The organism is Candidatus Vesicomyosocius sp. SY067_SCS001, assembly GCF_014706615.1.
Classification (GTDB): Bacteria; Pseudomonadota; Gammaproteobacteria; order PS1; family Pseudothioglobaceae; genus Ruthia.
In genome coordinates this window covers 754,278-772,384 of sequence record NZ_CP054877.1, presented here as the reverse complement: position 1 = coordinate 772,384, position 18,107 = coordinate 754,278, and the positions used below count along the sequence as shown (strand labels likewise).

The 18,107-nt window shown below is 30.8% G+C and carries 12 protein-coding genes and 1 other RNA gene; 4 read left to right on the top strand and 9 right to left on the bottom strand.

The window, feature by feature from the left end; translation table 11 throughout:
* Positions 1–448 precede the first annotated feature (448 nt).
* Both coaBC and ribD read right to left on the bottom strand, forming a co-directional pair.
* Positions 449–1,642: a bifunctional phosphopantothenoylcysteine decarboxylase/phosphopantothenate--cysteine ligase CoaBC gene (gene coaBC / locus HUW60_RS03675; protein ID WP_190600192.1), complete on the bottom strand. Its 1,194-nt coding sequence runs from the start codon at positions 1,640–1,642 to the stop codon at positions 449–451.
* Positions 1,639–2,688 carry a bifunctional diaminohydroxyphosphoribosylaminopyrimidine deaminase/5-amino-6-(5-phosphoribosylamino)uracil reductase RibD gene (gene ribD, locus HUW60_RS03670; protein ID WP_190600191.1) on the bottom strand — a complete coding sequence of 350 codons (1,050 nt, stop codon included), beginning with the start codon at positions 2,686–2,688 and terminating at the stop codon, positions 1,639–1,641. The genes coaBC and ribD overlap by 4 nt, the downstream gene beginning before the upstream one ends.
* Positions 2,689–3,141: 453 nt before the next feature.
* On the opposite strand from ribD, the gene HUW60_RS03665 reads away from it, so the two are divergent.
* Positions 3,142–4,935, top strand: coding sequence for an ABCB family ABC transporter ATP-binding protein/permease (locus HUW60_RS03665; protein WP_190600190.1), 1,794 nt, complete (start codon positions 3,142–3,144; stop codon positions 4,933–4,935).
* Positions 4,925–6,037 carry a tRNA guanosine(34) transglycosylase Tgt gene (gene tgt, locus HUW60_RS03660; RefSeq protein ID WP_190600189.1) on the top strand — a complete coding sequence of 371 codons (1,113 nt, stop codon included), beginning with the start codon at positions 4,925–4,927 and terminating at the stop codon, positions 6,035–6,037. The genes HUW60_RS03665 and tgt overlap by 11 nt, the downstream gene beginning before the upstream one ends.
* 311 nt (positions 6,038–6,348) lie before the next feature.
* Here the strand turns inward: tgt and mrdA are convergent, their stop codons facing one another.
* The 4 genes from mrdA to HUW60_RS03640 are packed head-to-tail and all read right to left on the bottom strand — an operon-like array spanning position 6,349 to position 10,570.
* Positions 6,349–8,199 carry a penicillin-binding protein 2 gene (gene mrdA, locus HUW60_RS03655; protein ID WP_190600188.1) on the bottom strand — a complete coding sequence of 617 codons (1,851 nt, stop codon included), beginning with the start codon at positions 8,197–8,199 and terminating at the stop codon, positions 6,349–6,351.
* Positions 8,187–8,657, bottom strand: coding sequence for a rod shape-determining protein MreD (gene mreD / locus HUW60_RS03650; protein WP_190600187.1), 471 nt, complete (start codon positions 8,655–8,657; stop codon positions 8,187–8,189). Before mreD ends, mrdA begins: the two co-directional genes overlap by 13 nt.
* 2 nt (positions 8,658–8,659) lie before the next feature.
* Positions 8,660–9,454, bottom strand: a complete 795-nt coding sequence (gene mreC / locus HUW60_RS03645) for a rod shape-determining protein MreC (protein ID WP_190600186.1) — start codon at positions 9,452–9,454, stop codon at positions 8,660–8,662.
* A gap of 36 nt (positions 9,455–9,490) precedes the next feature.
* Positions 9,491–10,570, bottom strand: a complete 1,080-nt coding sequence (locus HUW60_RS03640; protein WP_238924456.1) for a rod shape-determining protein — start codon at positions 10,568–10,570, stop codon at positions 9,491–9,493.
* Positions 10,571–10,649: 79 nt separating this feature from the next.
* On the opposite strand from HUW60_RS03640, the gene HUW60_RS03635 reads away from it, so the two are divergent.
* A complete protein-coding gene (locus HUW60_RS03635; protein WP_190600185.1) occupies positions 10,650–12,140 on the top strand; it encodes a fumarate hydratase in 1,491 nt (496 codons plus the stop codon).
* 85 nt (positions 12,141–12,225) lie between these two features.
* An RNA gene (gene rnpB, locus HUW60_RS03630) (RNase P RNA component class A) lies at positions 12,226–12,567 on the top strand.
* 983 nt (positions 12,568–13,550) lie between these two features.
* Here rnpB and prmC read toward each other — a convergent pair.
* The 3 genes from prmC to clpB all read right to left on the bottom strand — a co-directional run bounded on the left by prmC (position 13,551) and on the right by clpB (position 18,104).
* Entirely contained in the window at positions 13,551–14,339 is a 789-nt protein-coding gene (gene prmC, locus HUW60_RS03625) for a peptide chain release factor N(5)-glutamine methyltransferase (protein WP_190600184.1), read from the bottom strand.
* Between the two features lie 266 nt (positions 14,340–14,605).
* Positions 14,606–15,247 carry an electron transport complex subunit E gene (locus HUW60_RS03620; RefSeq protein WP_190600183.1) on the bottom strand — a complete coding sequence of 214 codons (642 nt, stop codon included), beginning with the start codon at positions 15,245–15,247 and terminating at the stop codon, positions 14,606–14,608.
* 304 nt (positions 15,248–15,551) lie between these two features.
* Positions 15,552–18,104 (bottom strand): ATP-dependent chaperone ClpB, encoded by a 2,553-nt coding sequence (clpB, locus tag HUW60_RS03615; RefSeq protein WP_190600182.1) that lies wholly within the window; start codon positions 18,102–18,104, stop codon positions 15,552–15,554.
* Positions 18,105–18,107: the final 3 nt, after the last annotated feature.

Here is an 18,107-nt window from a genome sequence, read left to right as displayed (position 1 = left end):
AAAATAGATAAGGTTTAATTAAATCTTATAATCTTGTATTTTACATTATTTAAAAATGATGAAAATAGCAAAGATTGCACGCAATACAGAGTTTAATTGTTAAGGTTTTGTTAAATGATAAACTAACATAATAATCAGAGGTATTATTAATTTATTGTCGTTAAATATATCAATAAAGTCTTAATTTAACACGTTAAACTTGTTAAGTTTTCCTCTAAAGTGTTTTTAAATAATTTAATAGATATTTTTTCAGGTAGTGATCTTATATAAGTTTATATAAGTTATTGATTTTTAATTAAAAAATATAACTGATTAATTTTTATTTAAAACCACAAAAAGATGTAATATATAAGTGTTTTAAGTACTTTTTAATGAGATATTAACACGTTTATCCACAGTATTGTGAGTAAGTCTATTGGGTGTTGATTTAACAGTGTTATTTTAATATTTAAAAGTATTCTTTAATAAATATTTCAAGTATTTTTTTTGCTACTTTTTTTTTGCTACTTTTAGCAATTTTTTTGTTTAAATTTTTACTTAAAAAAGTTACTTCGTTTTCATCCGTATTGAAGCCAAAATTAGCATTTGAAACATCATTTAGAATAATGACATCACAACCTTTATTTTTAAGCTTATTTTTAGCATTTTTTAGCATATTTTGTGTTTCTGCAGCAAACCCTATACAAATAGGTTTTTCTTTTAATTTGCAGACATCTGCTAATATGTCTTTATTTGGAATAAGTTCAAGTGTTAGATTTCTTCTATTGTTTTTGATTTTTTGATTTTTTGTATTTTTAGCAGAAAAATCACTTACAGCTGCACAAGCAATAAAAATATCTTGATTAGTAATATTATCCATGACTTTATCATACATCTGTTGTGCGTTAACAATTGATATGTTGTTAGATTTTGCATTTAGAGTGGTGGTGATATTGCCATAAATACAGGTTACTGATGCTCCTGATTCGATACAAGTATTGACTAATTCCATACCCATTTTTCCACTACTGTGATTAGAAATAAATCTAATTGGGTCAATTGCTTCAATAGTAGAACCTAAAGTAATTAGTACTTTTTTACCAGTTAGTTTTGTGCTAATGAACTGCTGAACCACTTGTTTTGCGATGTTTGATGGCTCTGCGAGTTTTCCCATACCAATATCGCCACAAACTTGCTCACCAGATCCTGGTTTAATAATGATTGCATGCCGATTAGTAAGTATTGATAAGTTGTTTTGAAGAACGTTAGATTGATACATTTTTAGGTTCATAGCAGGTGCGATGAGCAATAATGCGTCACTTGCTAAGACAACACTACTTAATAAATCATTAGCTTTACCTATAGCGATATTGGTAATAGTATTGGCGCTAGCAGGAGCTATTAAAATAGCATCTGCCCATCTAGCAAGTTCAATATGTATCATGCCAAATTCAGCATCTTCATCCCATAAATTATGATAGACTTTATTTTGTGAGATTGATTGTAATGACCATTTAGTAATAAATTTGGCGCCTCCTTTGGTAAGAATTACTTTTACCTTAGCATTAAAATCTTGTAACCGACGCACAATATCAGGTGCTTTATAAGCTGAAATAGAGCCACTAACACCAATGATTATGTGCTTATTAGTTAAGTTATTCATTTTAAAGTAGCAGTTATTTTAATATTGTTACCTATCATCTTAACATCAATAATATCTAGTTTGATTTTATAAGTCATATCTTTAATAACTAGATTAAGTATTGAATTAGCATCACTGCCCATTAATATAGGAGCCATATAAATAATAAACTCATCAATTAATTTCATTTTAATCATAGCTCCAATCAGTTTAGGACCTGCTTCAAGTAAAACATTATTAATACCTTGATTGCCTAGTTGGATTAATACATTATTAAGATCTAGTTTGCCAGAGGCAAGTACCTTGGTGTTATCCGGGTTTAGGATTAGTGTTGGTGCATCAGTGTTAAATATATTAAGCGAGGTATCTGTTATTTGATTCTTACTATCAATTACAATACGTAGTGGTTTTGAATTAACATCATCAAGACGTACTGTCATTAAAGGATTGTCCTTAATAATTGTACCTGATCCAGTTATAATTGCTTGGTGATTGGCACGTAGTTTTTGTACGTCTAATCTTGCAATTTTTGAGGTAATCCATTTACTTTCACCTGAACTCATTGAGGTTTTCCCATCAATACTCATAGCTACTTTACAACGTACAAAAGGCTTATTAGTTTGTATACGCTTAATAAATCCTTGATTAAGAATTAATGCATCATTTTTTAAAAGACCAATTTTAACCTCAACACCTGCATATTCAAGTATAACAACCCCTTTACCATTGACTAGAGGATTAGGATCAAGCATAGCGATAATAACTTTTTTAACACCTGAGTTAATAATGGCTTGTGCACAAGACGGTGTTTTCCCTTGATGTGAACAAGGTTCTAGAGTGACGTAGAGTGTAGCACCCAGAGCTTTATAGTTAATTTGTTTTAAGGCATTAATTTCTCCGTGCTCTTGGCCAAAACTTTTGTGATATCCTTTGGCAATAATCTTGGAATGTTTAACAATTACACAACCTACCATAGGATTAGACTTTACACCGTATCTTCCTTGTAAGGCAAGTTTGAGTGCAATTGTCATATTTTGGGTTTCATTTTTCGAAAAAGTTGTTATCATATTTCAGATATAATTGTGAAAATATTTTGCATAAACAATTAATAGTATTCTACCTAGGAAAAATAACATGAATGAACAGAAAAAATAAGCCCTATAAGTAGTCCGTATCAGATTGATAAATAATTTTATAAAGGTTTAGTTATATTTTGAGGCTATTATTAGACTAAAAGTGATATTAAAGCAACTTTTATAGGAAATATAAATTTTAATTTATATTAATGTCACCTAAAGGGTTAGAGTAATTGAAATTTGCAAACCCTTGTTTATCAGGTAAAAACCACTAATATTATATGTTATTGAATAGAGTATTGGTTTGTGATGATACCTATTTAGTTAGTTATATATCTTGTTAACAGGAATTATTACATAATCAAGGTTAGTTTAAAACCAATAAAATGATAAAAATTACTTGTAAAAAAGACGTACCTCTACCCAATAATAATCTTATATATTATGTGTGGTACTGATAATAAAACTAAGGCTTATGATTTTAAAACCAGAGACATTAAAGTTTTAAAAAAGTTATTTCCTTATTTGTTAAAAATGCGTATACGTGTTATTTTGGCAATGTTATTTTTGATTATTGCAAAATTTGCTAATGTTGCAGTGCCAGTTGTTTTAAAAGAAATCGTTGACGTTTTAAATCAGACTAATATCTTGCTAATTTTACCGTTAGGACTACTTTTTGCTTACGGTGCGCTTAGACTTGCTAGTTCGTTATTTAATGAGCTTCGTGATGCGATTTTTGTACGTGTTCGTTATCATATTATGCGTTTGATTGCAATTAGTGTATTTAAGCATTTACATACATTGGATTTGTCTTTCCATCTTGATCGTCGTATTGGTGGTATTACCCGTGATGTTGATCGTGGCACTCAAAGTGTATCTACCTTGTTATCGATTTTTGTGTTTAACATCATTCCTTCATTTTTTGAGATATGTTTAGTGATTGGTGTTTTGTGGTTTAATTATGATATTTTCTTTGCTGGTATTTCATTTTTAACGGTAGTTTTTTATGTAGGCTTTACATTGGCTATTACAAATTGGCGTATGAAGTACCGTTATCAGATGAATGATATGCAATCTGAGGCTAATATGAATGCAGTGGACAGTTTAATTAATTATGAGACGGTTAAATATTTTAATCAAGAGGATGCTGAAGTTAATCGTTATAATGAAACTATGACTCGTTGGGAAAATATTGCTACTAAAAGTTTTACTTCAATGACGGCGCTTAACTTTGTTCAAAGTGCTGTTATTGCTGTAGGAATAACTATCATTTTAATTTTCGCATCTCAAGGTGTTGTTGATGAAAGTTTGAGTCTTGGTGATATGATTATGATTCAAGTATTGTTATTACAGTTATTTATGCCATTGGGTTCTTTAGGAATTGTGTATCGGCAGATTAAACATAATTTTATTGATATGAATAACATGTTTGATTTACTTGATCGTCAATCAAAAGTAAATAGTTCTAAGGATGCACCAAAAATAAAAATTGGTCAAGGAAAGATTGAGTTTAAGCGTATTTCTTTTGCCTATAAAGGTAAGAATAAAGTATTAGAAGAAGTTAGTTTTGTCATTGAGCCTGGACAAAAAGTAGCTATTGTAGGTAAGTCTGGTTCTGGAAAGTCGACATTGGCGAAATTATTATTTCGATTTTATGATGTGGATAGTGGTGAAATATTAATTGATGGGCAAAATATCAAGAATTTGAATCAACATTCTGTGCAATCAGTTATTGGTGTTGTTCCACAAGATACTGTAATGTTTAATGAAAGTATTTATTACAATATTGCTTATGGAAAACAAGATACAAACCAACATGAAGTGGAAAAAGTAGCTAAACTTAGTTTTATTGACGCCTTTATTAATAAGCTTCCTGAAGGCTATGATACGTTAGTTGGTGAACGTGGTTTGAAACTTTCTGGTGGTGAAAAACAACGTTTAGCGATTGCTAGAGTACTTCTAAAGAATCCGCCTATTTTAATTTTTGATGAAGCAACATCGGCATTAGATTCTTATTCAGAGAAGATGGTTCAAAAAGCATTAAAGAGATTATCTAGCAAACATACTATTTTAGTAATTGCACATCGACTATCTACTATTATTGATAGTAATAAAATTATTGTACTTGGAGATGGGAAAGTACAAGAATGTGGAACACATGCTAAGTTATTAGAGTCTAATGGTGAATATGCTAAATTATGGCAGTTACAAGTTAATGAGAAAAGTGATGAAATTTGAATTAAAAAATATAAATTATTTAGCACGCCGTGGCAAAATAATTTTTGATAGAGGCGAGGTTGAAACACCAGCATTTATGCCAGTTGGAACTTATGGTTCAGTTAAAGCCATGACGCCAGAAGAATTGAGCAGCTTAGGTGCGCAAATGATTTTAGGAAACAGTTTTCATTTAGCGATTACACCTGGTACGGATGTTATTCAAGCACATGGAAATTTACATGATTTTATGCATTGGAAAGGTCCAATATTAACAGATTCTGGAGGTTTTCAGGTATTTAGTTTAGGAGAAACAAGAAAAATTAGTGAAAAAGGTGTAGATTTTCGTTCACCTAAAGATGGTGCTAAAATTTTTATAGGGCCAGAAGAGTCAATACAAATACAGAAGAAGTTAGGTTCAGATATTGTTATGATTTTTGATGAGTGTACGCCCTATCCAGCTGATAAAAAAACAGTTTATGAGTCTATGCAATTGTCTTTGCGATGGGCACAACGATCAAAAAATGAGCATGATCGTTTAAATAATAAAAATGCCTTATTTGGCATTGTTCAAGGTGGCATGCATGAGGATTTTCGTATGCAATCGGCAGCTACTTTGGTTGAAATAGGTTTTAATGGATTTGCAATTGGGGGATTGAGTGTGGGTGAGTCTAAAGAAGAGATGATAAAGGTATTGGATTATCTTCCAAGTCAATTGCCTAGTGATAAGTTAAGATATTTGATGGGTGTTGGTACACCGAAAGACTTGGTAGAAGCAGTTGAACGTGGTATTGATATGTTTGATTGTGTTATGCCAACACGTAATGCTCGTAATGGTTATTTGTTTACCTCAATTGGTATTGTTAAAATTCGTAATGCACGGTATAGACTTGATACTTCAGTATTAGACGAGTGTTGTCATTGTTATACTTGTCAAAATTATTCTAAGTCTTATTTGCATCACTTGCAAAGAAAAAATGAAATCTTAGGTGCAAGACTTAATACTATTCACAATCTTTATTATTACCAATACCTAATGTTACAAATGCGTAGAGCTATTGAAATTAATAAATTTTCAATTTTTAAGAAAGAATTTTACCAACAACAAGGATATGGATACCTATGAGTAATAATTTATTATTTTTTAGTGATCATTTTGAAGGCTATACTTTGATGTTCATCAAATAAGAGTTTTCAGTAGGTTTGGAGTTTTATTAGAGAAAGAAAATATAAATACTTGTTAAGTATTGATGGCTAGATTTAGTTAAAATACATAGTTTAGAGATAGAGTAAGCAATATTAAATTTTTATAGTAATCTTATAATGGGACTGATCTAAGGCTAAAATAATTATTTTGTATAATTAATTAACCATCCATGATTATATTAATTTAAAGCGTGTTTACCGATTTTAATAGTCCCAATTGACTGAAATTTATTAAGGCAAAGTATTGTTTAATTGTTTATCAAAATATACATCAAGTACTTGACGTGCAATTGGTGCTGCTTTTGAGCTACCATTACCTGCATTTTCAACAATAATAGCGATAGCTATTTCTGGATTTTCAATGGGGGCAAAGCCAGTAAATAGTGCATGATCTCTTAATCTTTCATCAAGTTTTTCTTCAATATACTGTTCTATAGTATTGTCAAGACTAAATACTTGTGCGGTTCCAGTTTTTCCAGCTAATGTATAGGTTAAACCTTTATTGAGCTTTCTAGCAGTACCTTTAGGTGCATAAATAGCTTGTTTCATTCCGTCAATTACATCTTCCCAATTTTGAATATTTTTAATTGGAATTTGTATATGACTATCTTTTTTAGATTCGATGATGATATCATCAGATGTTTGCGTATTTTTAAGCAAGGTTGGTTTAAATAGAATACCTTTGTTGGCAATTGCTGTAGTGGCAACTGCAAGCTGTAAAGGAGTAACAGCTATAAATCCTTGACCAATACCTGTAATCAAGGTCTCTCCACGATACCAAGGTTTATGTTTATTAATTTTCTTCCAAGTTTTAGATGGTAGTATTCCGGAATTTTCTCCAGGAATATCAATATTTGTCTTTCGGCCAAAATTAAATAAGTCTAAATTATTATGTAATTTGTCAATACCTAGTTTATTTGCTAAGTCATAAAAAAATACATCGCATGATTGTGTTATTGATTCTTTGACATTGACATGTCCATGTCCTGTTTTTTTCCAATCGTTAAATTTGCGTTTAACATTTGGTAATTTGTAATATCCTGGGCAAAAAGTGCTACTTATATTAGTAATAACTCCCTCTTCTAAGCCTGCTAAAGCCACCATAGGTTTAATTGTAGATCCTGGAGGGTATAACCCTTGAATTGCACGGTTAAGTTGAGGGATATTTTTTGATGTTTGTAATTGGTTGTAGTTGGTGTGTGATATACCATTTACAAACCAGTTTGGATTATAAATAGGTGTACTAACGAGTGTTAATATTTCGCCATTTTTGACATCTATAACCACAATTGAGCCTCGTTTTCCTTTAAGGAGTGCTTCTGCTTTTTTTTGCATGTCTAAGTCTATGCTTAGATATAAATTCTTACCAGTAATAGCAGGCTTAATGATTTTGATGTGAATAACCCTACCATTTACATTTCGTTCGATTTGTTGTAAGCCGTTAGTACCATGTAATAGTGTTTCGTATTGTTTTTCAATGCCAGTTTTACCTACAAATAAAGTGCCTAAATAGTTTTTCTTATCATAAATAAGTTTATCTTTTTTAGACATTCTAGAAACATAACCAATAACATGAACGCTAGAATTTTGGTTGGGATAGATTCGATGGAAATAAGGTTCTATATCTACACCAATAAAAATATTGCTAATTAAGAATTTTGCAACTTGGATCTCATTAAGGTTATATTTAATTGGAATACTATGAAATTTTTGATAATGTTTTATTTTTTGATTAAATATTTTAATATCCTTATTATTGATAAATCCATACTGTTTTAGCTGTTGTAGTGTTTTTGTAATGTTTTTAGTTTTTTCTTGTGTTAAGGTCAGTTTAAATGCTAGTTTGTTAGTAGCTAAAACATTACCATTACGATCAAATATTTTTCCTCTACTAGGTGTTATTGGTAGAGTATGTATTTGATTGTTTAAAGCTTTTTTTAAGTAATATTGATAGTTTACTATTTGTAAATTGTAAATTCTAATTATTAATAAAGCAGTGAGTAAAAAAATAAAAATAAGTGCTAGTCTAAGTCTATAAAAGAGTATTTTATTTTCAAATTGAGGATTATTTATGCTTTGCATTTTGATAGTAAGAACTGAACTATTGGCCAAATGAATGCACTAGTAAATGGCGCTAAAAATAAGTAATAGTTAATGATAAAACCTTGTGTTAATACAAAGATTAGTAAGAAAAATGCCAAATAAATACTGCTAGATATAAATACATAAACTTGTTGAGTACTTAGGTTAGATAAAAAAAATGATTGCTTTATATTGCTAATAAATAGACTACTAAAAATAAGCGCTAAGGCATTTTGTCCCAAAATATCACCATGTAGAATATCAACAAGTATGCCAAGAATAAGCGCAATAAAAAATTTTACTTTGGTTGAAAAATATACTATCCAGTAAATATAAAGAAGTAATAACCAAAATGCAGATGCGCCTAATAACAGATTGTTTAGAGGTATTACACTTAAAATTAATGCAAAAAAAGTAATCTTTATTAGAAATATATAGGGACGACGTTGTGAATTCATGGTTAGTCTGTTACAATAATGACAAATTCTAATTGTTCTGGTATTTGAGCAGATTTTAATTGGATATGTAAGAATGGTTCGTTTTGGTTTTTTTCTACGCTAATTACTGTTCCTACTGGGTATCCATCTGGAAATTTTGATCCGATAGAACTACTTAAAAATACATCACCTACTTTAACGTCTAAATTAGGCTCTATAAATTCAACATTTAATAGATGATTATTCTCAGCTATACCTTTGCTAATACCCCGAACACCACTACGTCCATTTTTAACAGGAACGTGTTGTGTTGGATCATTAGCCATTAATATAGTTGAATATAGTGGTGTTGTTCTCGATATTTGCCCAATAATACCTTTAGAACTTAAAGCTATTTGTCCAATTTTAATGCCACTACTACTACCTTTGTTAATAATAATTTGTTTTTTAAGTCTAGATTGGCTAAGTTCACTTATTCGGGCTAAAGTAAATTTTTGTTGTTTTACGGTATAACTTGAATCTAATAGTGCTTGGAGTTTTTTATTTTCAAGTACTAAGGCATTGTAGGTTTGTAATCTAGCTTTAAGTTTTAATAGTTCACGATGTAAATTATTATTATTTATGGTTAATTGATCTTTGCTAGTACCTTGATTATCAATCCAGGTATATATCTGTGAAGGTAAGTTCACTACCATATAGATGGGTGATATTAAGGTTTCAATTGATTGTCTTAGATGGTTAAGATAAGAAAATTTATAATCAGATAGTATAAGTATTATAGAGATAATGACAGGGATAAAAAGTTCAAGAAACTTCATATTGGAAAGCCCTATAAATAATTAATCAATATTTAACTATTCAGCAGCTAAAAACCCTATATTATGTTTAGAGATCATATTAAGTGCAACTCCACCACCGCGAGCAACACAAGTAAGCGGATCGTCAGCAATACGTACTGGCAGATTAGTTTCTTGACTAATAAGCTTATTAATACCATCTAAGAGTGCGCCCCCACCTGTGAGGACTAAGCCATTTTCGGCAATGTCAGAACTTAACTCTGGAGGGGTTTTTTCTAATGCAGTTTTAATAGAACTGATAATTATCTTAAGTGGTTCTTTTAATGTTTGTAAAATTTCAGTATTAGTTATATTGAAGCTCACTGGAATTCCTTTAGCAACATCACGTCCTCTAAATTGCATTTCTTTAACAGCGCTTGATTTGAACGCTGATCCCACCTCTTCTTTAATCTTTTCAGCAGTTGAGTATCCGATAATAATGCCGTGTTCACGACGTATAAATTTGACAATTGTATCATCAAATACATCGCCACCTATACGTAATGAATCAGAATATACAATACCATTAAGTGACATAATTGCAATCTCAGTTGTGCCTCCGCCAATATCAATAACCATAGCTCCTGAAGCTTCTTCAATTGCCATACCTGCACCAAGCGCTGCTGCCATTGGTTCTTCAATTAAATAAACATCACGCGCACCTGCACCAACAGCACTTTCTTTAATAGCGCGACGCTCAACTTGAGTTGCACCGCAAGGTACACAAATAAGTACTTTAGGGCTTGGTGAAAAAAAGCCAGAGCGTAAAACCTTACGAATAAAATGCTGCAACATTTTTTCAGTAATTTTAAAATCAGCAATGACGCCATCTTTCATAGGTCTGATAGCTTCAATAGAACCGGGTGTTCTGCCTAGCATATTTTTAGCATCTTGACCTACAGCAATAACAGTTGATTCTAGTGATCTTCTGTCATTATGAATAGCAACTACTGATGGTTCATTTAGTACTACAGCACCATCCATACAAATTAATGTATTAGCTGTACCTAAGTCTATAGAAAGACTTTGTCCTTTTAAAAAATCAAGACTTTGCCCTTTTAAAAAATCAAGACTTTGCCCTTTTAAAAAATTAAACATAAAAATTTCCAATTAAATATTTGTAAAATAAAGAGATATAATACTATAAATAATCAGTAATAATTAATACCTTATAAATATGAAAATTCAACAAAAACATGTTATAGAAAGCATTTTTAATGCTTTGCAATATATCTCTTATTATCATAGTCCTGATTTTATTCAAGCGATGACAAATGCTTATGAAAAAGAAACTAACAAAGCCGCAAAAAATGCTATTACACAAATTCTTATTAACTCAAAAATGGCAGTCTTTGGTAAGCGTCCAATATGTCAAGATACTGGCATTGTCAATGTGTTTGTTGAGGTGGGTATGGAAGTTACTTGGATAGCTAATTTATCATTAGAAGATATGATTAATGAAGGAGTTAGACAGGCATTTACTTATGTAAATAATCCCCTTAGAGCTTCTATTGTAAAAGATCCATTATTTACTAGAGTTAACACTAAAGATAATACGCCAGCAGTTATTCACATGAAAGTTGTTAAAGGCGAACAACTTAATTTTATTGTTGCGGCTAAAGGTGGTGGTTCTGAAAATAAGGCGAAGTTTAGCATGCTTGAACCAGATATTGATCTTGTTGATTGGGTTTTAAAAGCTATACCAACTATGGGCGCTGGTTGGTGCCCGCCAGGTATTATTGGTATTGGTGTTGGTGGTACAGCTGAAAAAGCAATGTTAATGGCGAAACAGAGTTTGATGGAACCGATTGATATCAAAGACATTGCTCAGAAATCTAATCCAAGTAATCTTGAAAAATTACGTCTTGAATTATTCGATAAGATTAACCATTTAGGCATTGGTGCACAAGGTTTAGGTGGTTTAACAACAGTGTTAGATGTTAAAATTAAAGACTACCCAACTCATGCTTCTTCTCAAGCGGTGGCAATAATTCCTAATTGTGCGGCAACACGTCATTTACATTTCTCACTTGATGGTTCAGGGGTGGCGCAACTTCCTCAGGTAGATATGGATAGTTATCCTCAATTAGAGATGGACTATACTCAATATAAAAAAATTGATCTAAGTAATCTAACTCGTGAAAAGATGGCTCTATGGCATATTGGAGATACATTATTATTATCAGGTTTAATCATTACTGGGAGAGATGTAGCTCATAGGTACCTTAAAGAAATGATTGATAATGGAGAAGGCCTTCCAGATGGTGTAAATTTTGATAATAAATTTATTTATTATGTTGGCCCAGTAGATGCTGTTGGTGATGAAGTAATTGGTCCATCAGGTCCTACTACTGCTACGCGTATGGATAAATTTACCGATATGATATTGGATAATACTAATATCTTGGGTATGATTGGTAAGGCAGAACGTGGTGAGGATAGTATACAAATTATTAAGAAATATAAGGTTACATACCTTATTGCAGTGGGCGGTGCAGCTTATTTGATTTCTAAGTCTATTAAAAAAGCTAAAAAAATTGCGTTTAAAGAAATGGGTATGGAAGCAATTTATGAATTTGAAGTTAAAGATATGCCAGTTACAGTTGCAGTCGATACTCAAGGTAATAATATTCATAGTATATTTAAAGATATTCAGATGATTCATTAAGCAAATTGGTAAATATTTCAGTGAAATTATTTTTTTGAGTAAATTTAATAGCTTTAGAGATGTAGACTTAGAGTATAATTATCTCGAAGTTGGTCGGATGGTCGCTGGAGATTGCTCTTCAGAGGAAAGTCCGGGCTCCATAGAGCAAAGTGTTAGTTAACGGCTAGGTATGGCGACATAACGGAAAGTGATGCAGAGATTTAGACCGCCTATTTTTAATAGGTAAGGGTGAGAAGGTGTGGTAAGAGCGCACCGCGGGATTGGCGACAATCGTGGCAAGGAAAACCCCACTTGGAGTAAGCTCAAATAGACTAACGATAACGTTGCTCGCGCAGTTTGTGGGTAGAGCGCTAAAGCGTTTTGGTAACAAAACACGTAGATGAATGACCATTTATTACAGAACCCGGCTTATAGACCGACTTCTTTTGTTTTATTTTGTTCTTATTGTAAAATAAGAACTTTTAAAAGAATTATTCAATTAATGTTATTTAACATATTAACTAATAATTAGTTTCATAAATTATATGTACCTGAATATCCTTATTATTCTATCATATCTAATTTTAGTTAAGGAGAGTATTTTTTTTAATTGGAATTTTTTTTTAAATAGATTTAATCTATAGTAAGTAATTTTAATTAAGTTTTGGATAGAAATAAGGTTAGAATTATTGAGATTTAAAAGCTAGAAGAGTTATCAATCCCACCTAAATTATTGATAGTACAATAAGATTTATCAAAACTATAATTTGTTTGGTTGTAATTCTTTAAAGACAGGATGGTTTATTGATTAAGTTGATTAATTATTAGTATACATAATTATCACTTTAAATAAGTTGCTATATGTAAGCATATTATACTAATAATATTATTATAATTATTTTACCTTATTTATGCTTGAGACGCAAATGATAGTATTGTTTGAGATATTATTGCTACTAAACCTTAATTAATAACGCTTATAATAGAAGATATAAGTAATGAATCGATAGGTAAAATAAGGGTAAAAACATCTGGTATATTATTAAATACCTCTTCTATAGTTTCTAATGAGATATGTATCAAGTTTAGTTTTTATAGAACGATATCCAATTTCTAAATTAATTGATATAGAAATCCATCATAGTTGCCATTTTGGTTGGTTAAAAAGATATAATTAGTACTATAATGAATAATTAAAATGCTAATTTCTGAGATGAATATGAATATAGTAAATTATTGAATGTCTATTAATTAATTATATAAAGGCAAATATTAACAATGTAGTTAAATGGTTAATTTTTTACTTACTTGATGTAGTTAATACAGTATATGTGAGATTATTATTCAAGCACGTACAGTTCTATTATTAAATTAGTAGTTATAAGTTTGTTAAATGCTGATTTTTGATACTAAGATAGTTTTTTATAATTGTTAATGTTTAATTTGTGCTAAAATTGCACGATTTTTTTGGTTATAGTCTTTAAATTTTTGAATTTTGAAGAAATTATCTTTTAATAATTGTATGATTTTATGTTGTTGATTGAAACCATGTTCTAATAATAGATAGCCTTTTTCATTGAGAAATTGTGGTGTGTTATTAATTATAGTTTTAATATCATCTAAACCATCTTTGCCAGAAATAAGCGCACTTTGGGGCTCAAATCTTAATTCATTAAGATGAATATCATTTTGTTTGATATAAGGTGGGTTGGAGATAATTAAATCGAATGTTTGATTAGGAGTAGCTTCAAACCAACTACCTAGTTGAAAATTAATATTTGTTTTTGTGTTTTGTTTAGCAACTGCAAGTGCATTGATTGAAAAATCAGTTGCAGTTAAATTCCAGTTTGGATTTTTATTACTTATTGTTATGGCAATAACTCCACTACCAGTACCTAAATCAAGTACTTCACAAGTTTGATTGTGATTGAACAAGCCTAAAGCAATATCAATTAATAGTTCAGTTTCAGGTCTAGGGATGAGTGTATCAGGAGTAACTTTAAAATCAAGATGATAGAATCCTTTTGTTCCGCTTAAATAAGCAAATGGAACACCGGACTGTCTGTGTTTGATGAATTGATTAAGTTGATTGTTTTCGTTACTACTTAGTTGATAATTATTATGAGAAATAAGTTGAGCATGGTTTTTATTAAGAGCCAGAGATAGTAGTAGTGTTATATCAATTATGTCACTGCTTAAATAATTTTGAATAGTATCCAAGATTTATAAATTCATGATTGTCAAATTCTAATGCTTTTGCTTTATCCTTAAAACATGCATAAAGAATGCTCTGATAGAGGTAAGTATAACTTATTTGCTTACTAAATTTTGTTTAATGTAGTAAATTATGTTAAATTTACTATTTGTTACTATAGCACGAGGTTTCTTAGGAAGAATAATTTATTAGAATTCTTCCGTGATTAGCTTAGGGGTAAGAACTATAGTTTCTTATTATCTTTATTTTAGTAAAAGTATTATTAATTGGTTTATAATTTTTTTCTTTCCAAGTCGTATTTATTTTTCATTGCTACAATAAGTCCTAAACCAATAAATGCTCCTGGTGGTAGAATAGCTAATAAAGTGCCTTGATAATTTTTAAACACAGTAATACTAAGTGTATTACCAAAATCACCTAGTATTAATACAGATTGATCAAATAAAGTACCATTACCAATTAATTCACGCATTGCACCTAATATAATAAGTACAACAGAGAAACCAATACCCATCATTAATCCATCTAGTATAGACTTATCCCAAGTGTTCTTGCTGGCAAATGCCTCAGCACGCCCTAAAATAGCGCAGTTAGTTACAATTAGAGGTACAAAAATACCTAATATCAAATACAAATCATAAAAATATGACTTCATCATTAATTCAACAATTGTTACAAATGAAGCAATTAATAGGATAAAAATAGGAATACGAACTTCTTTTGAAATATGATTACGAAAAATAGAAACAGTTACATTAGACATTACTAAAACAAATGTAGTTGCCAGACCAAGTCCGATTGCATTAACAATATTATTGGTAACTGCTAATAAGGGACATAGACCTAAAATAGCAACTAAGGCTTGATTGTTATCCCACAACCCATTTTTTATAATTTTATTATAGTTATCCATAATATTTATTATATACTTAATTAAATATCAATTTTCTAGCAATAAGGTTTTTATTTGTCTATGTATTGTATATCCTTATTAAGGATATACAATACATAGACAAATCTGTTTTTAGAAAGTATTTTTTGTGATAATTTAGTTCTAGAGTATTGTTGGTTTAAAATATGGGAAAATGGTTGTTTTTATCTGCTATAAAATACTATTTTTATAAAAATATTACATTTTTGAGAGAATTAGTAGTTCCTGTTGTATTGTAATACAAAATCGATTTAGTAGCAGCAGGGTTTGATTATATAAAAATAGATTAATAGAAAACGATTTTTCCATCTTTAACATCTCCATGAATGGTTGAGTCTGATAAAAATTCTCCAGCAAGGATTTTTTTTGACAAAGGGTTTTCTAATAATTGTTGTATGGTACGTTTAAGGGGTCTGGCGCCAAACACAGGGTTATAGCCTTTGTTAACAATCAAACTTATGGCTATATCGCTTAATGTTATTCTAAGATTAAGTTTGGATAAACGTGATGATAAGATCTCAATTTGTCTGAGTGCAATACCTTTGATTTGAGATTTTTCTAGTGGTTTAAAGGTTATGATTTCATCAATGCGATTGATAAACTCAGGTCTGAAGTGCTCACTAACAATTTTAGTAAGTTCAACGGATATATCTTTTCCTAGGTTTTGTTGAATTAAGTGAGAACCTAGGTTTGAAGTCATTATTATAATAGTATTTTTAAAATCAACTGTTCGACCTTGACTATCCGTTAGTCGACCATCATCTAGTACTTGTAGTAAAATATTAAATAAATCTGAATGGGCTTTTTCGATTTCATCAAGTAAAATAATTGAATAAGGCTTGCGACGCACAGCCTCAGTTAATACACCACCTTGTTCATAACCAACATAGCCTGGAGGTGCGCCAATCAAACGTGCAACTGAGTGTTTTTCCATAAATTCGCTCATATCAATGCGTACAATAGCTTTCTCGGTATCAAATAAGAAGTCTGCTAAGGCTTTGGTAAGTTCAGTTTTTCCCACACCAGTAGGACCCATAAATAGAAACGAACCATCAGGACGGTTAGGGTCAGATAGGCCACTTCGCGCACGACGTACAGCATTTGAAATAACTTTAACAGCTTTATCTTGACCAACTAGGCGTTTGTGAATAATAGTTTCCATCTGTAGTAACTTATCTTTTTCACCTGTCATCATTTTATCCACAGGAATACCTGTCCAACGGGCAACAATATGGGCAATTTCATCTTCAGTGACTTTATTTCTAAGTAATGTCATTTTTTCTGTTTCAGTATTTTCAGCCATGTTAATTTTCTGTTCTAATTCAGGAATAATTCCGTATTGAAGTTCACTCATTTTGGCTAAATTATTGTTACGATGTGCATTTTCTAAATCGGATTTTGCTTGTTCTAGTTCTTCTTTAAGATGGTGTGCACTTTGGACTACTAGCTTTTCTTTTTTCCAAATTTTTTCTAAATTAGCGTACTCTTTTTCTAGTGATTTAATTAATTTCACTAATTCTTCTAATCGTGTTTTAGAAGCTTTGTCTTTTTCTTTTTTGAGTGCCATGCGTTCAATTTTAAGTTGCACTAATTTACGGTCAAGTTTATCCATTGATTCTGGTTTTGAATCAATTTCCATGCGGATTTGTGAGGCTGCTTCATCAATTAAATCAATGGCTTTATCTGGTAATTGTCTGTCAGTAATATATCTGGTTGAATAAGTTACAGCAACAATAATAGCAGGATCTGTGATTTCTACACCATGATGAACTTCGTATTTTTCCTTAAGCCCGCGCAAAATAGCAATAGTGTCTTGTTCAGTTGGTTCGTCTACTAATATTTTTTGGAAACGACGTTCTAAAGCAGAATCTTTTTCAATATATTGTCGATATTCATCTAGTGTAGTAGCACCTATACAGTGTAGATCACCACGAGCTAAAGCAGGTTTTAATATATTCCCAGCATCCATAGATCCATCGGATTTGCCAATACCAACCATGGTGTGTAATTCATCAATAAATAAAATGATTTGACCTTGTTTGTCTTCTAATTCTTTAAGTACGATTTTTAGTCGCTCTTCAAATTCACCTCTATATTTAGCACCTGCTATCAGTGCTGTCATGTCTAGCGATAAAACACGCTTGCCTTTGATACCTTCTGATACTTCATGGTTAATAATACGTTGTGCTAAACCTTCAACAATAGCAGTTTTACCCACACCAGGTTCGCCAATTAAAACTGGATTATTTTTAGTTCGTCGTTGTAATACTTGAATGGCACGACGAATTTCACTATCACGACCAATCACAGGGTCAAGCTTACCATCAATAGCTAATTGAGTTAAATCTTGAGTGTATTTATTTAGCGTGTTCCGGTTATTTTCTGCGTTTTGATTATTCACGTTTTTACCTCCTCTAAGGTTGTCAATTGCTTGATTTAAACTAATCTCATTTACACCATGTGCTTTTAGAAGTTTTGTAGTTATATCATTGCCTTTTATGATGACTAATAAAAATATCTCAGTTGATGTATAGGAATCTTCTTTATTGAAAGCTAATTTTTCCATCTGATTTAATAGTCGTAATAAGTTCTGAGAAATATTAACATTACCAGTTGGATTACTGATCGTAGCTAGTGTGTTAATTTCTTTATCTGTTTCTTGTTTAAGTTGATGGATATCAATGTTTGATAATAAATTACTAGCATCGCTATTAGTATTTTGTAACATGCTACTTAGAATATGTACCGCTTCTAAGGCGCTGTGATTTTTTGTAATAGCAATGGATTGTGCAGTACCTAAGTCTTGTTGGAATTGTGCAGTTAGTTTATCAAAATTCATAGA

What these genes read in the sequence shown, in the direction of transcription:
- coaBC (WP_190600192.1), bottom strand. Translation starts at nt 1,642, where the DNA reads ATGAATAACTTAACTAATAAGCACATAATCATTGGTGTTAGTGGCTCT.
- ribD (WP_190600191.1), bottom strand. Translation starts at nt 2,688, where the DNA reads ATGATAACAACTTTTTCGAAAAATGAAACCCAAAATATGACAATTGCA.
- HUW60_RS03665 (WP_190600190.1), top strand. Translation starts at nt 3,142, where the DNA reads ATGTGTGGTACTGATAATAAAACTAAGGCTTATGATTTTAAAACCAGA.
- tgt (WP_190600189.1), top strand. Translation starts at nt 4,925, where the DNA reads ATGAAATTTGAATTAAAAAATATAAATTATTTAGCACGCCGTGGCAAA.
- mrdA (WP_190600188.1), bottom strand. Translation starts at nt 8,199, where the DNA reads ATGCAAAGCATAAATAATCCTCAATTTGAAAATAAAATACTCTTTTAT.
- mreD (WP_190600187.1), bottom strand. Translation starts at nt 8,657, where the DNA reads ATGAATTCACAACGTCGTCCCTATATATTTCTAATAAAGATTACTTTT.
- mreC (WP_190600186.1), bottom strand. Translation starts at nt 9,454, where the DNA reads ATGAAGTTTCTTGAACTTTTTATCCCTGTCATTATCTCTATAATACTT.
- HUW60_RS03640 (WP_238924456.1), bottom strand. Translation starts at nt 10,570, where the DNA reads ATGTTTAATTTTTTAAAAGGGCAAAGTCTTGATTTTTTAAAAGGGCAA.
- HUW60_RS03635 (WP_190600185.1), top strand. Translation starts at nt 10,650, where the DNA reads ATGAAAATTCAACAAAAACATGTTATAGAAAGCATTTTTAATGCTTTG.
- HUW60_RS03620 (WP_190600183.1), bottom strand. Translation starts at nt 15,247, where the DNA reads ATGGATAACTATAATAAAATTATAAAAAATGGGTTGTGGGATAACAAT.
- clpB (WP_190600182.1), bottom strand. Translation starts at nt 18,104, where the DNA reads ATGAATTTTGATAAACTAACTGCACAATTCCAACAAGACTTAGGTACT.